Source organism: Parasalinivibrio latis, assembly GCF_036825535.1.
Classification (GTDB): Bacteria; Pseudomonadota; Gammaproteobacteria; order Enterobacterales; family Vibrionaceae; genus Parasalinivibrio; species Parasalinivibrio latis.
Genome location: NZ_CP098812.1, coordinates 1205365 through 1219273, shown reverse-complemented (window position 1 = coordinate 1219273; position 13909 = coordinate 1205365). Strand labels below are relative to the sequence as shown.

General features: G+C 46.7%; 15 protein-coding genes and 1 riboswitch. Of the genes, 2 read left to right on the top strand and 13 right to left on the bottom strand.

Annotation, left to right across the window (positions count from 1 at the left end):
• Nucleotides 1-4: 4 nt before the first annotated feature.
• From oppF to moaA, 11 genes are all read right to left on the bottom strand, one after another.
• Nucleotides 5-994 carry a murein tripeptide/oligopeptide ABC transporter ATP binding protein OppF gene (oppF, locus tag NF212_RS05905; protein ID WP_434359687.1) on the bottom strand — a complete coding sequence of 330 codons (990 nt, stop codon included), beginning with the start codon at nt 992-994 and terminating at the stop codon, nt 5-7.
• Nucleotides 994-1959 carry an ABC transporter ATP-binding protein gene (locus tag NF212_RS05900; protein ID WP_434359685.1) on the bottom strand — a complete coding sequence of 322 codons (966 nt, stop codon included), beginning with the start codon at nt 1957-1959 and terminating at the stop codon, nt 994-996. The genes oppF and NF212_RS05900 overlap by 1 nt, the downstream gene beginning before the upstream one ends.
• A gap of 9 nt (nt 1960-1968) precedes the next feature.
• The gene (gene oppC, locus NF212_RS05895; RefSeq protein ID WP_434359683.1) at nt 1969-2883 is read right to left on the bottom strand and encodes an oligopeptide ABC transporter permease OppC; all 915 of its coding nucleotides are present in this window, start codon (nt 2881-2883) and stop codon (nt 1969-1971) included.
• Between the two features lie 10 nt (nt 2884-2893).
• On the bottom strand, nt 2894-3814 hold the full coding sequence (gene oppB, locus NF212_RS05890; RefSeq protein ID WP_434359681.1) for an oligopeptide ABC transporter permease OppB: 921 nt from the start codon (nt 3812-3814) through the stop codon (nt 2894-2896).
• Between the two features lie 70 nt (nt 3815-3884).
• A complete protein-coding gene (locus NF212_RS05885) occupies nt 3885-5525 on the bottom strand; it encodes an ABC transporter substrate-binding protein (RefSeq protein WP_434359679.1) in 1641 nt (546 codons plus the stop codon).
• 701 nt (nt 5526-6226) lie between these two features.
• On the bottom strand, nt 6227-6388 hold the full coding sequence (locus NF212_RS05880) for a hypothetical protein (RefSeq protein WP_434359677.1): 162 nt from the start codon (nt 6386-6388) through the stop codon (nt 6227-6229).
• A gap of 544 nt (nt 6389-6932) precedes the next feature.
• Nucleotides 6933-7385 carry a molybdopterin synthase catalytic subunit MoaE gene (gene moaE / locus NF212_RS05875; protein WP_434359675.1) on the bottom strand — a complete coding sequence of 151 codons (453 nt, stop codon included), beginning with the start codon at nt 7383-7385 and terminating at the stop codon, nt 6933-6935.
• A gap of 1 nt (nt 7386) precedes the next feature.
• The gene (moaD, locus tag NF212_RS05870) at nt 7387-7632 is read right to left on the bottom strand and encodes a molybdopterin synthase sulfur carrier subunit (protein WP_434359673.1); all 246 of its coding nucleotides are present in this window, start codon (nt 7630-7632) and stop codon (nt 7387-7389) included.
• Nucleotides 7629-8108, bottom strand: a complete 480-nt coding sequence (gene moaC, locus NF212_RS05865; protein WP_434359671.1) for a cyclic pyranopterin monophosphate synthase MoaC — start codon at nt 8106-8108, stop codon at nt 7629-7631. Before moaC ends, moaD begins: the two co-directional genes overlap by 4 nt.
• A gap of 3 nt (nt 8109-8111) precedes the next feature.
• Complete coding sequence (gene moaB / locus NF212_RS05860; RefSeq protein WP_434359669.1) at nt 8112-8624, bottom strand: molybdenum cofactor biosynthesis protein B; 513 nt, start codon at nt 8622-8624, stop codon at nt 8112-8114.
• 40 nt (nt 8625-8664) lie between these two features.
• Nucleotides 8665-9651, bottom strand: a complete 987-nt coding sequence (moaA, locus tag NF212_RS05855) for a GTP 3',8-cyclase MoaA (RefSeq protein ID WP_434359667.1) — start codon at nt 9649-9651, stop codon at nt 8665-8667.
• Nucleotides 9640-9794, bottom strand: a riboswitch (molybdenum cofactor riboswitch). It overlaps the preceding gene by 12 nt.
• Before the next feature lie 409 nt (nt 9795-10203).
• Between moaA and NF212_RS05850 the strand changes: the two genes are divergently transcribed.
• Together NF212_RS05850 and yvcK are read left to right on the top strand one after the other, a co-directional pair.
• The gene (locus tag NF212_RS05850; protein ID WP_434359665.1) at nt 10204-10770 is read left to right on the top strand and encodes an LON peptidase substrate-binding domain-containing protein; all 567 of its coding nucleotides are present in this window, start codon (nt 10204-10206) and stop codon (nt 10768-10770) included.
• 161 nt (nt 10771-10931) lie between these two features.
• The gene (gene yvcK / locus NF212_RS05845; RefSeq protein WP_434359663.1) at nt 10932-11849 is read left to right on the top strand and encodes a uridine diphosphate-N-acetylglucosamine-binding protein YvcK; all 918 of its coding nucleotides are present in this window, start codon (nt 10932-10934) and stop codon (nt 11847-11849) included.
• Here the strand turns inward: yvcK and NF212_RS05840 are convergent.
• Together NF212_RS05840 and luxO are read right to left on the bottom strand one after the other, a co-directional pair.
• Entirely contained in the window at nt 11808-12167 is a 360-nt protein-coding gene (locus NF212_RS05840) for an Hpt domain-containing protein (RefSeq protein ID WP_434359661.1), read from the bottom strand. The two genes, yvcK and NF212_RS05840, sit on opposite strands and share 42 nt — an antisense overlap.
• 14 nt (nt 12168-12181) lie before the next feature.
• Nucleotides 12182-13624: a quorum-sensing sigma-54 dependent transcriptional regulator LuxO gene (gene luxO / locus NF212_RS05835; protein WP_434359659.1), complete on the bottom strand. Its 1443-nt coding sequence runs from the start codon at nt 13622-13624 to the stop codon at nt 12182-12184.
• Nucleotides 13625-13909: the final 285 nt, after the last annotated feature.

The window sequence follows — 13909 nt, the reverse complement described above, 5'->3', positions numbered from 1 at the left end:
TTTCTTAAGCCTTATGGCAGGAAACCGCATGGTGGTCATCGCCACGTAATTCCGGTTTACGCTTTGCGCACTCATCACTGGCAATTGGGCAGCGGGTACGGAATACACAACCGGAAGGCGGGTTCATCGGAGAAGGGAGATCCCCTTCGAGAAGCTGAATTACCTTGCTCCTTTCCACATCCGGATCCGGAATAGGCACGGCTGACATCAATGCTTTTGTATATGGGTGGCGCGGTTCATCAAACAGCGCATTCCCCTCAGCAAGCTCTACTGCATTCCCCAGGTACATCACAAGTACGCGATCCGATATATGTTTTACCACTGAAAGGTCATGTGCGATAAAGATCAGGCTAAGCCCCATCTCTTTTTGCAGCTCTTTCAGGAGATTGACAACCTGTGCCTGGATGGATACATCCAACGCAGATACCGGCTCATCACAAATTATCAGTTTCGGCTCCAAAATCAGCGCTCTGGCAATACCGATTCGCTGGCACTGGCCACCAGAAAATTCGTGGGGATAACGGTTAATGACGTTTGGCAGGAGTCCTACCTTGGTCATCATCTTCTGCACACGTGATTTCACTTCATTCTTGCTAAGCTCCGGATAGAAAGTCTTAAGAGGCTCAGCAATGATGTCGCCAATATTCATTCTTGGGTTAAGTGACGCAAGCGGATCCTGGAAAATCATCTGGATCTCTTTACGTTTGCTGCGTTTTTTCACTTCATCCAGCTTGGTCAGATCCTGCCCCAACCAGACGACCTCCCCCTCGGTAGCTTCAACCAAGCCGATGACAGCGCGAGCGAGAGTAGATTTACCACAGCCTGATTCACCTACCACGCCCAGCGTCTCACCTTCATATAGGCGAATATTTACGCCGTCCACCGCTTTGAGCGGGGTGGGTTTGCTCCAGGGCCAGGCAGACTTAGCGGCAATCGGGAAATGGACCTTAAGATCCTTAACATCAAGGAGTAAGTTCTTTTCTGCAACGCTCATTACCATGCCTCCTGATCAGAAAAACACGCACGAAGACGGCCATCAGCAAATGGCGTCAGTACAGGAGAGTCCTGCTTACAACGGCTTGATGCCCGGTGGCAACGGTCCTGATACGGGCAACCTGGAGGCAGGCGCAGCAAATTAGGGGGATTACCCGGAATGGTTGGAAGAACCTCTCCCTCAGTATCCAGGCGAGGAATAGCCTTCAGCAGGCCCTCTGTATAAGGGTGGCTGGGTTGGTAGAAAATCTCATTGACCTTGCCGTATTCCATAGTTCGGCCGGCATACATCACCAATACTTTGTCACAAGAACCGGCGACTACCCCAAGATCATGGGTAATCATAATAATCGCTGTATTGAACTCACTTTTCAGCTCATTCAACAACTCCATGATCTGTGCCTGAACAGTCACATCCAGTGCAGTAGTTGGCTCGTCTGCAATCAGGAGTTTTGGGCGGCATAAAAGCGCCATGGCAATCATCACACGCTGGCGCATACCGCCAGAAAACTCATGGGGATACATGGAAATACGTTTTCTTGCCTCAGGGATTTTCACCGCCTCAAGCATGCGTACAGACTCTTCAAATGCCTCAGCTTTCCCCATCCCCTTGTGCAGCATCAATACTTCCATCAGTTGATCACTGACCTTCATATAAGGGTTCAGGGAGGTCATTGGATCCTGGAAAATCATGGCAATTTGCTCTGCGCGTACTTTGTTCAGTTCACGCTCAGGCAGGTTCAGGATTTCCCTACCCTCAAATTTGGCACTGCCTTTGATCATTCCGTTTTTCGCCAAAAGGCCCATGATGGCAAAAACCGTCTGGCTTTTGCCGGAACCGGACTCACCCACAATTCCAAGCGTTTCCCCCTGTTCCAGAGAGAAATTCAGGTCGTTTACCGCAGTGACAATTCCATCCTGAGTAGTAAATTCGACACGCAGGTCCTTAACATCTAACAGGCCCATACTTCCTCCTTATCGATCTTTTGGATCCAGCGCATCGCGCAGGCCATCACCCACATAGTTAAAACACATCAGTGTCGTCACCATGAAAAGGGTTGGGAAAACCAGTTGCCAGATAGCCAATTCCATTGTTTGAGCACCTTCCTGAAGCAGTGCTCCCCAACTGGTCATTGGCTCCTGAACACCCAGACCAAGGAAACTCAGGAAAGATTCGGTCAGGATCATGCTCGGAATCAGCAATGTTGAATACACGGCTACAATTCCCAGTACATTGGGCACAATATGGCGAAGTATAATATTGCGGCTGCTCACACCACTGACGTGTGCCGCCTCAATAAATTCTTTGCTTCTCAGGCTGAGGGTCTGGCCTCGAACGATACGGGCCATATCCAGCCAGGAAATGGCACCAATAGCCACGAATATTAATACGATATTCCGGCCAAAGAAGGTCACCAAAACGATAACAAAGAACATAAAAGGTATTGAGCTGAGAATTTCCAACGCCCGCATCATTACGCGGTCAACCCGACCACCCATGTAGCCAGATGTCGCCCCGTAAATCGTACCAATTACAACGGCCACCAAGGCACCGAGGATACCGACCATCAAGGAAATTCGGCCGCCCATCAATGTACGGACATACAAATCCCTGCCGAGGGCATCAGTACCGAAATAATGCCCCTCAGCACCAAAGGTTGGTGCTGCATGCATCGCATACCAGTCCGTATCATCAAATGCGTAAAACGCAAACATAGGACCAAAGACCACCCACAGCGTGATCATTGAGAGGATAAACAAGCTGGTCATCGCGGCTTTATTACGCATAAAGCGGATGCGGGCATCCTGCCAAAGGCTTCGCCCTTCAACTTCCAATTGGCTGGAAAAGTTGTCCAGCGCCTGCTCTGTTTCTTCTTTTCTTAAAATCATAACCCTACCCTCAATAACGAATCTTCGGATCCAGCCAAGCGAGCAAGATGTCAACGATGGCATTGAAGACAATAAACAGTGCCCCTATCAGGATAGTAATACCCAGCACAAGGGAGTAGTCGCGATTAAAGGCGGCGTTAACGAAGAGTTTGCCAATTCCCGGTAAACCGAAAATCGTTTCAATAACCACAGAGCCGGTAATGATGCCGACAAAAGCTGGCCCCATATAGGAGACCACAGGCAACATCGCCGGTTTCAGCGCATGTTTCACAATGATGTAAGACATGCTGAGCCCCTTGGCTTTCGCAGTGCGGATAAAGTTACTGTTCAGGGTTTCGATCATGCTGCCACGGGTAATACGGGCAAACGTTGCAACATAGAGCAGGGACATACCGATAACCGGTAAGACCATGTACTGCCATGCGCCACCGTTCCAACCGCCGGCTGGCAGCCAACCAAGGTTTATAGAAAAGACGTATATCAGTATCGGCGCTAACACAAAAGAAGGCATCACCACCCCGGCCATTGCCGAGGACATTATCAGGTAATCTATCCAGCTGTTTTGTCGCAGTGCAGCTATGGTCCCGACAAACACGCCGATAGCAATTGTGAATACAAAGGCCACTGCGCCAACTTTGGCCGATACTGGCAAAGCGCCGGAAATCAGCTCGTTAACACTGTAATCCTTATATTTGAACGATGGACCAAAATCACCCTGAACGATATTACCTAAATATGTCAGGTATTGTTCAGAGACGGGTTTGTCCAAGCCATATTTAGCATTGATATTTTCCATTACCTCAGGGGGTAATGCTTTTTCAGAGGAGAAAGGATTTCCGGGTGCGAAACGCATCAGGAAAAAAGATATGGTGATAAGCACCAATAGAGTTGGAATCGCTTCCAACACGCGATTTAGTATTAATCTAAACATAAGCATCTCACATATGCTTGAAAACATGCGCCCACATCAATTGTGGGCGCATGAAAAGAATCACCCGTTATTATTTTGCAATTTTGTACATATCTTTGGTGTAGATATTGTCTTGCGGGTTATTTTCGGGGTAACCACCAACGCTGGTACTCACCAGACGAGGTTGGACATACTGGTAGATAGGCGCGATTGGCATATCCTTGGCTAGCTGTGCTTCTGCAATCGCGTAAAGCGCATTACGCTCTTCATCAGACTTGGCTTCAGTAGCCGCTTTTTTCATCGCATCATCATAGATTTCGCTGGAGTACTTCTGGTCATTCGAGCCATTTTCTGTCTCAGCGATGGAAAGGAATGTTGATGCTTCATTGTAATCAGCACACCAGCCTGCACGACGAACATCAAAGTTGCCCTGCTTGCTGTTGTCCAGATAGGTTTTCCATTCCTGATTTTCAAGTTCTACTTTAACGAAACCACCCAGCGATTTTTTCCACATAGATTGGATTGCAACGGCAATTTTCTTGTGGTTTTCACTGGTGTTGTACAGCAGTGTAAAGTCCAGAGGTTTACCTTCACCAAAACCTGCTTCAGTAAGCAGTTCTTTTGCTTTGGCATTTCGTTCTTTCTGGCTCAATTTGGCATATTCAGGCAGATCCGGGCTGAAACCGGTAATTCCGCTATGAGTCAGTGCATATGCAGGTTTTTGGCCCTGACCAAGGATGGCTTTGGTCACAATATCTCGGTCGATAGTGTAAGACAGCGCCTTACGAACCCGAACATCATTGAATGGTGCTTTTTGCGTATTAAATCCGTAGTAGTAGGTACACAGATTAGGAGAAACGACGACGTTTTCAGGGTATTGCTTAGCCAATCGACGATACTGCTCGTTAGGCACTTCATAAGTAATGTCGATTTCCCCGGAAAGGAAACGGTTCATCTCAGCATTCTGGTTTTCTATCGGCAGGAAAGTCACTTTATCGACAACAGTATCCGTGTTATCCCAATAGTTTGAATTGCGTTCGAGAACGATTTTTTCATTTACGACCCAGTCAGTTAGGGTATAAGCACCATTTCCGACAAAATTACCTGGCTTGGTCCAACTGTCACCGAACTTCTCAATGGTTGCCTTATGCACAGGATACATTGTGGTATGTGCCAGCATCTTAACAAAGTACGGTAACGGAACTTCCGTCTCTAACACCAAGGTATGATCATCCAGCGCTTTAACGCCCAATTCACTGGAGGATTTTTTCCCTGCAATGATGTCTTTGGCATTAAGCATTTTGGTGTATTCGATGTACCAGGCATAAGGGGATGCCGTCGCTGGGTCAGCCGCACGCTTAAAGCTGTATTCAAAATCGTGAGCAGTTACCGGATCACCATTTGACCATTTGGCATCTTTGCGGATCTTGAAAGTAAACGTCTTGTTATCTTCAGTCGACCAAGATTCTGCGGTGCCCGCAATGGTATTACCTGCGGCATCCTGAATCACAAGACCTTCAAGCAGGTCACGGAGCACGTGTGACTCTGGGACGCCCTCCACTTTGTGTGGGTCGAGAGACGCGACCTCAGTACCATTACCACGTACAAGTTCCTGTACGTCTGCCAACTTAACGCCTGCTGGAACCTCAGCAGCTTGTGCCGTCATGGCACCCAGTGACATTGCCATCCCTGCGCTGATCATAAGCGCCTGAGTGATTTTGTTTTTAATCATTAAAAACTCCAATCTCGTCCTTAAATTGCATCCATGGCATTCCCTAGATCGGCGGTTCTGACAATCTGCATTAGTACAAATTGTTGAGCAGTCCGACCAGAGAGTTGACTGAAACCATACCAATTACCAAAGTAATTTACCAGAAAATGGAACTAAAAAATTACATTATACAACCAAAACCGTTTACAAATAGTCAAATACTCCATATTAACAACCAGCGATAGGTTTTATAGTTGTTAATAGCCACAAAATAAGAAAAATATAATAAATGAATCGGATTTTGGATGATTATTAAGCATTTTATGTTGCATTCATGGCGTAAATACAATATTTATTATTGATTCCACATGAATACTCAACCATTCAAAAAGAATAAATAAACACGCCTATCTAATTTCTGCATCCCGGAAAATTTTTTGCCAAAGCCCAAAATAAGTCACCGAAGATGATGAGCTTCAAAAAATACGGGCGATCAGCTTCAACTCAATGAGATCTTCATCTCGATTTCATATTTGATATCTGAAAGTAAATAAGAAAGTCTTTCATGAAAAACATGAATAAATTTTCACTTCGGGCAACTTGGGGCTAAATGAGCCAACAATTGGCGTTGAAAGGGCAAAAAAAATGAAAAACTTATTAAAGGGGCAAGAAATCCAGTTTGCCCCTCGTGATACTTGAGAATAACGATATTGTCTAATGTGCTATTTCTGGTTTTCGTCCAGATTTTCAAACTGATCGGATGGCGAGTTATCTGACTTCTTCTCACGCATCATCTCATCGACTTCATCGTCATTTTGCATGTTTTCCTGAATATCATTAAGCATTTGCCTGATTCGTTTGTTGCTGTAACCCTTATGTTTCACAGCGTCCTCCTCAATTTGACAATCCGTCTAGTAGCACACAGATACCGTGTACATTTGGGAGTATAGCAATCAGCTAAAAACACACTTGTCACCAAAATGGTAAAAAATGGGCGTTTAACAGTGTGTTTTTAATAACTATTTCGCCACGAGCTCAATTGGTTATAACAATGTTCTATATACGTAAATTAATTACAGTGTAACCATTGAAATAGAAGAAAATTGGGCGCAACATACGCGTTAATGCGAGCCTAATTTATTTAGGAATATCGCAGGGTTGCATACATCTGACCCTATATAAGAAGAGAACATCGATGAGACCAGCGTGCTATCACTCTCACGCCCTTAGTGCACGAGTACGCCATGGTGTACAACCATCACGTACAAAGAAAGAAACACCGGAAAAGACAAAGTAACCCTTTGGTCTGACTAAACAAAGCCTCCCTTGCGGAGGCTTTTAGTTTTTGAAGGTATAGAAATAAAAAAAGGGAGCCCGGCATAAAGGCTCCCTTTCGAATGACTGGCAGGTTTGACCCCATTCACTGGGTTATTTCTCAGACCATTTATCCGCAGCATCATTGTCGGAGGCCCTGGCCTCAACCCAACGGTTGTCGTTATTGCCCAGACGCTCTTTTTTCCAGAACGGTGCCCGGGTTTTCAGATAGTCCATGACAAATTCAGCCGCTTCAAATGCAGCCTTGCGATGTGCACTGGTTACGCCGACAAAGACGATTTGATCGCCTGGAGCCATTGCCCCCACACGGTGGATGACTCGAACCTGTCCTAATGGCCAACGGCTTTTGGACTCATCCACAATGTCATTAAGGCATTTTTCGGTCATTCCAGGGTAATGCTCCAGAGTCAGCCCAGAAACATCATCCCCTTCATTAAAGTCCCGGACTTTACCAACGAAGGTAACAATGGCACCGGATTGTGTACCCTGGCTAAGGCGTTCATATTCCTCTGCGACAGAAAAATCTGTCTCCTGAACGGAAATCACATCAACCTCCGGTAACCGGCGGGAAAAATGCCACTTCATCACCATCAGCCAACGAAGTATCCAAAGGCGAAATAGTTTGGTTTACCGCCACCAGCAATTTGCCCGGTTCAAGTGCCAGGCTCCATTTGTCGCCACGCTGAGCCAAATGCGCCCGGAGTTGTTCAGCAGTTTCAAACCCTTCATCAATATCAAGTGAAGCGGTTCCAACCAACTCTTTAACCTGTGCAAAGAATAGAACTTTGATCATGCATTCACCTTAAATGTACCGGATTTACCTCCGGTTTTTTCGAGCAGGCGAACCAGGCCAATCACCATGTCTTTCTGTACGGCTTTACACATATCGTAGATGGTCAGTGCTGCAACTGATGCCGCAGTCAGTGCTTCCATTTCTACTCCGGTTTTGCCTGCCAATTTACAACAAGATTCGATTCGAACCTGATTCGTTTCAGGCAGCGCCTCAAGTTGCACTTCTACTTTGGACAATAGCAGCGGGTGACACAGGGGGATCAGGTCCCAAGTACGCTTTGCAGCCTGAATACCCGCAATACGAGCTGTGGCAAACACGTCACCTTTATGATGTTTACCTTCCACGATCAGCGCCAGTGTCTCAGCGTTCATAGAAACAAAGGCTTCAGCCCTTGCTTCCCGTACCGTATCTGCTTTGGCCGAGACGTCCACCATGTTCGCCTCACCGGAGGCATTAATATGTGTAAAACCTGACATGTCTTACCCCTTAAGGTGAGGCATGAAGTTGCAAGGACGATGGCTTGCATCCATTTGCTGGCGGATTATCTTGGTCCAGCCAGTCCGACATGCTCCGGTAGAGCCAGGCATAGCGAAAATTACTGTGTGGTTGGCAAACCCGGCAATTGCTCGTGACTGAATAGTAGAGGTACCGATTTCTTCATAAGAAACTGCACGGAACAGCTCGCCAAAACCTTCCACTTCTTTATCGAACAGAGGACGTACAGCTTCAGGTGTACTATCCCGTGACGTAAAACCTGTACCACCGGTAATCAGGACGGCCTGAACACTTTCGTCCGCAACCCACTGGGAAATAATGGCCCGGATCTGGTAGATGTCATCTTTAACGATTTTCTTGTCGGCAAGTTTGTGGCCGGCATCTTCCAGTGCATCAACAAAATAACGGCCAGAAGTATCATTTTCTTCGGTGCGTGTATCAGAAACAGTCAGTACCGCAATGTTTGCAGGCTCGAACTTGGACTCAGCGTGTCCCATAGAAACCTCTTATCATCAAAAATTTATAACAAATCAGTGTTTATCCGCCGATGGAAGCCAGATGCGGCGTCATGCCCGTATTTCCGTCTTGAAGGAAGTGACTGACACGTTTTTCCTGCAGTTGCGCCTGAATACGTTCAATCAGTGCCTCTTTCTGAGAGTCTTCTTCAAGCAGATCACGAAGATCCACGCCATAATCCCCGAACAGGCAAAGGTGAAGTTTACCCAGCGAGGAGACGCGAAGCCGATTACAGCTCGCACAGAAATCTTTCTCATACGGCATAATCAGACCTATCTCCCCCTGATAATCGGGGTGGCAAAATACCTGAGCTGGACCATCATTCTGTGCCCTGGGCTTTAACATCCATCCGTTTGCAATCAGGTGATTTCGAATTTGGACACCAGACTGATGGTGATTTTTGAATAAATCCCCCATATCGCCGGTTTGCATCAATTCGATAAAACGTAACTGAATCGGGCGTGATTTTATCCAATCAAGAAACTTGGGAAGCTCGCCACTGTTAAGGTCACGAAGAAGAACGGTGTTTACCTTCACTTTCCCAAAGCCGGCTTCAAACGCCGCATCAATCCCTTCCATCACCTGGGCAAATTTATTCTCACCGGTGATTTGGTGGAACATGCGGGGGTCAAGGCTGTCGACGCTGACGTTTATGTCAGTTAGACCTGCGGCTTTCCAATCAGCAACAGATTTCGCCATGCGATAACCGTTAGTCGTCGTGGCTACCTTGTTAATGCCTTCCTGCTCGGAAACGGTATGGATGATGTCGACAAAGTCGCGACGCAACGAAGGTTCACCACCCGTAATCCGAATCTTATCTGTTCCGCAATTGGCAAAGGCTCCGACAACACGACGGATTTCATCCAGCGTTAAAAATGAAGGTTTTTTCTGGTCGGGCTTGTACCCATCAGGCAAGCAGTATGTGCAACGAAAATTACACACATCAGTGATTGATAGTCGTAAATAATAGAATTTACGATGAAACTGGTCTTCAAACTGTTGAATCACACGACACCTTTCCAATTCGGGAGGCCAAAGCATTTCTATTTTGACCCTGGTGACTTACGTCACGGCGGCAACCCCGTATCCTCAGTACCCAAAATGAGATGGTACGAAAACTTAGGTGTTGGCGCTCGGTAATCACTAGCGGGAATTTACCCTACTGTGTATCGAGATAATTTAGCAAAAACAGCCCTAAAATGACAGCAATTGCGATCCAAATCTCCCTTTATGAGCGACAACGCTCACTTTATAAGCCAGTTGCACATCGCAATCGCTTATTTGCAATATGCTAAATAGTTATTCGCAACTTGCAATTTTAGAGCATTTCAGTATCACTGAGTATTCCCAATTGGTCTAACTGTCCCTTCTCTTGCTACCGTGGTGTCCAGAGAGTTGTTATTGCACGGATACACAAATAGGCATCGCTTTTGCATTTCCCAAAGTATAGCCACGTATTTTTGTGGCATTACTTGGGACAGCACCATCGAGTAGAGGTTGTTATCGGGTAGCTTCAGGGTCTCAATCCAACGCACTGTGACGACAAAGAGGGAGGTTGCGATGAAAAATGCAACACCACTATTATTCCAACAGCGTCATATTCTGCCAGAAGGCCGGATGCTGCTTCGGATCGTTACCGAAGAACAAAAAGACATCATCAAATATGCCGCTGAGAATGGCGGGTATATTGCCATCAGTATGCTTGATGATGAAAACACGCCCTCACCAGCAGATATTGCCACCCGCTCACAAATTATCGACTATCTCTATGGCAATGGCGTATTGAATGTCATTGTTCAGGGACAAGATTGTGTTCGGGTAACATCTATCGAAGAAAACGAGCACGGCATATTGCTGGCAAAAGGAGTGGCTCAACCTACCTGGCCAGCGCAGGAAATCAATGTGCATACACGGCCGCTGGCTGAAAAGCTTCAATCAATGTTCGATCGGTATCCGGAACTGAGCCAGCTTTATTCAGAAATGGAATTTGAAAACCTCAGCTGGCTTTGTCAGCGTTGGTTGGAGCTTTTACCTTTACCACCAAGCGAAAAACAGCGCCTTATGTCTTCACAAACCTGCGCGCAAACAACAGATTACTTGATTAGTCTGATGCAACCACCACACTAATCGTGTATCTCAATTTTTAGGGATATTTCCCTGACCAACCGGCAGCCATTGCCGGTTTTTTGTTTTTACGTCAGTGAAAATTTGATTTCTGTCGACAAAGTCAGGCTACAACTGTGACTCTTACGATAAAATGTCTGTAACGCAGTTGAAAGGTTCATTTAATGACACAAGAACAATTACAAGCTGGTAACGATAATATCGGCAAAAAAATCGTCGCTATTGGCGGTGGTCATGGATTGGGACGCATGCTGTCGGCACTTCGTGATCACGGTAGCAATGTCACAGGAATAGTGACGACTACCGACAATGGTGGATCTACCGGCCGTATTCGCGCATGCCAGGGCGGTATTGCCTGGGGAGACACAAGAAACTGTATCAATCAGTTAATTACTGAACCTTCTGTCGGTTCAATGATTTTTGAATACCGCTTCAGGGGGAATGGTGAACTGAATGGCCACAACCTTGGAAACCTGATGTTAAAGGCGCTGGACAATCTGTGTATTCGTCCACTTGATGCTATCAACCTTATCCGGGACATGCTGAAAGTAGAGCCTCAAATCGTGCCTATGACAGAGCATCCATCCGATCTGGCTGCCGTAATGTTTGATGGGCAGGAGATATCGGGGGAAACCAATATTGATGAACTGGATGCTGTCCCTCAGCGTCTTTTTATCGATCCTCCAGTTCCCGCCACCAAAGAAGCCGTTGACGCTATTAAACAGGCTGATGTGATTCTTCTCGGCCCTGGCAGCTTTATGACCAGTGTGATGCCGCCCCTCCTGCTTCCGGAAATGGGCAAAGCATTAAAGTCTGCAGAAGCAAAAATTGTCTTTGTCGCCAACCTTGATAAAGAGTTTGGCCCTGCCGGGTTAATGAACCTTGAAGAAATGCTGGTATGGTGCCAACGAGCGATGGGAGGCAGGATGGTTGATATTGTGCTGGGAGATGAAAACTTGCCAGAACTGCCGGAAAACTATGTACTGTTCCAACGAGATCTGCCTTCTGCCGGTCATGCCTGGAGACATGACCGGGAACAATTAGGAAAGGCTGTCGAGGAAATCGTTGTGTTCTGCAAGTGACTTGTAGGTTGATGCGACGTTTTGGACCATCTCGGTAAATTCTGGCAGATGGTCCTGCATCCAATCTTCCTGGCCTGACTTCACTCGAGCCTCACACTCTTGTGCCAGCTCAGCCAGTTCATCCGCACCAAAACTTGCCGCACTGCTTTTAATTGCGTGGCTAATTTCCCTCACATCGGCCAAAGAAGGCTCGCCGTTGAGTTGTTTTTGGTAGCTTTCCAGCTCATCACTGAAAACGGTCAACAGCACGCTTACTGTGTCTTCTCCCACTTCACCAATGAGTCTTTTGAGCGTTTCAGTGTTCACCGTCGTCGCCATAGCTTGAATTCCTCTCATCCCTTGGTTGCATTTTGCCAAGATTGTAATTTTCTATATATTGTTGAAGGACTTACTTCCAGCAATCCTGCTGCCTGGGGGATGTTTCCATCACACACATCAATTGCAGCCTGAATTGCTTTCTTCTCTGTCAGCCATAATGGCTCAATATCTGACTTTCTTGCGAGCCTTGCACCGTTCATTCCGTCGGTGACAGTCTCCTTCAATGGATTTGCGGCAGCAGCTAGTTCAGCAATCTCAAAATTAGAAGCAAAATTAACGCCAGAATTCTCGGCAAGAGGTGGTGGCAACATATCTACGGTGACTTTCTCACCAGCATTTAAAACAACGATATTTCGTATTATGTTTTGAAGCTGTCGGATATTACCTGGCCACGAATATGCAGCAAACCTCGTGAGGACTTCGCTATCAAATTGAGAGAAGTTTCTCCCCTCTTCAACAGACATCAGTGCCAGTAAAGAGTGAGCAATATCCAAGACATCCTCCCCCCGCTCTCTAAGTGGTGGAAGGTAAAGGGGAATTACATGAAGTCGGTAATAAAGGTCTTCACGAAAATTTCCTGACTTAACTTCTTCCCAGGGGTCCCGGTTGGTAGCACATATAAAGCGCACATCAACCTTTTGTGAGTGAGATGAACCCACTTTCTGGTAGGCACCGGTCTGGATAAAACGAAGTAGTTTGGACTGAAGATCAAGGTCCATCTCGCAGATTTCGTCCAGGAACAAAGTACCGCCGTCAGCCAGCTCCACTGCACCAGCGCGGTCGCTGGACGCGCCAGTGAACGCACCTTTCACATGACCAAATAATTCACTTTCTATCAGGTCTTTGGGTATAGCTGCGCAGTTGATAGCAATGAAAGGCGCATTGCTGCGGGGGCTGGCAGCATGAACCGCCTCTGCACAAACCTCTTTACCGGTACCACTTTCGCCGGTGATAAACACCGTTGCTTTACTTGGCGCGGCGGATTCAATAACACGGTACACCGCCTGCATCGGCAAGCTCTTGCCGATAAAACCATGGTAATGGCCTTCCCTGCCATTGTTATTGGGTGGCTGTTCTTCTGCTGGCTTTAGCGCCTTGTTGACGGTGATCCGTAACTGGTCCGCTTCACACGGTTTGATCAGGAAGTCCATGGCGCCACGGCGCATCGCTTCTACAGCGACGTCGATAGAACCATGGGCAGTCATGATGATAACCGGCACATTGGCATTGTGTTTGCGCACTTGCGCCAACACATCCATACCGCTCATATCCGGCAAGCGCAGATCCAGCAGTATCAACTGTGGCAGTTTTCTATCTACACTCGCCAACGCTTCCTGGCCTGTAGAAACAGTTTCCACTTCAACATCCAAAGGGTTGAGATAGGATTTGTACAACGCCGCTACGGACGCTGTATCCTCAACCATCAAGATCCTTTTTTTCCCATTGGTATCTTTCATACGGAGAATGTTTTTCCAAATATGTAAACAGCTGAGTAGTTTGCGATACTCTCATTATAGTGCGCATTGCAATTAAGCGGAGTGTCCCAACGCAATATGCATTGCAAAATGCAACAAAAATCAGAAAAAACCACGCTTCATTATCCAAGTAACGCCAGATAAACTGAACAATAAAATTGGCACACCCTTTGCTTTATTGAATATGACCCTTCGGGGTCACCTAGCCAACTGACGTTGTTTGTGAGCATTTCGTTCACTGAATAAGCCATCCGCGTATTGCGAATG

Bases quoted from the DNA above. Each gene is read 5' to 3' on its own strand.
- oppF (WP_434359687.1), bottom strand. From the start codon at position 994: ATGAGCGTTGCAGAAAAGAACTTACTCCTTGATGTTAAGGATCTTAAG.
- NF212_RS05900 (WP_434359685.1), bottom strand. From the start codon at position 1,959: ATGGGCCTGTTAGATGTTAAGGACCTGCGTGTCGAATTTACTACTCAG.
- oppC (WP_434359683.1), bottom strand. From the start codon at position 2,883: ATGATTTTAAGAAAAGAAGAAACAGAGCAGGCGCTGGACAACTTTTCC.
- oppB (WP_434359681.1), bottom strand. From the start codon at position 3,814: ATGTTTAGATTAATACTAAATCGCGTGTTGGAAGCGATTCCAACTCTA.
- NF212_RS05885 (WP_434359679.1), bottom strand. From the start codon at position 5,525: ATGATTAAAAACAAAATCACTCAGGCGCTTATGATCAGCGCAGGGATG.
- moaD (WP_434359673.1), bottom strand. From the start codon at position 7,632: ATGATCAAAGTTCTATTCTTTGCACAGGTTAAAGAGTTGGTTGGAACC.
- moaC (WP_434359671.1), bottom strand. From the start codon at position 8,108: ATGTCAGGTTTTACACATATTAATGCCTCCGGTGAGGCGAACATGGTG.
- moaB (WP_434359669.1), bottom strand. From the start codon at position 8,624: ATGGGACACGCTGAGTCCAAGTTCGAGCCTGCAAACATTGCGGTACTG.
- NF212_RS05850 (WP_434359665.1), top strand. From the start codon at position 10,204: ATGAAAAATGCAACACCACTATTATTCCAACAGCGTCATATTCTGCCA.
- yvcK (WP_434359663.1), top strand. From the start codon at position 10,932: ATGACACAAGAACAATTACAAGCTGGTAACGATAATATCGGCAAAAAA.
- NF212_RS05840 (WP_434359661.1), bottom strand. From the start codon at position 12,167: ATGGCGACGACGGTGAACACTGAAACGCTCAAAAGACTCATTGGTGAA.
- luxO (WP_434359659.1), bottom strand. From the start codon at position 13,624: ATGAAAGATACCAATGGGAAAAAAAGGATCTTGATGGTTGAGGATACA.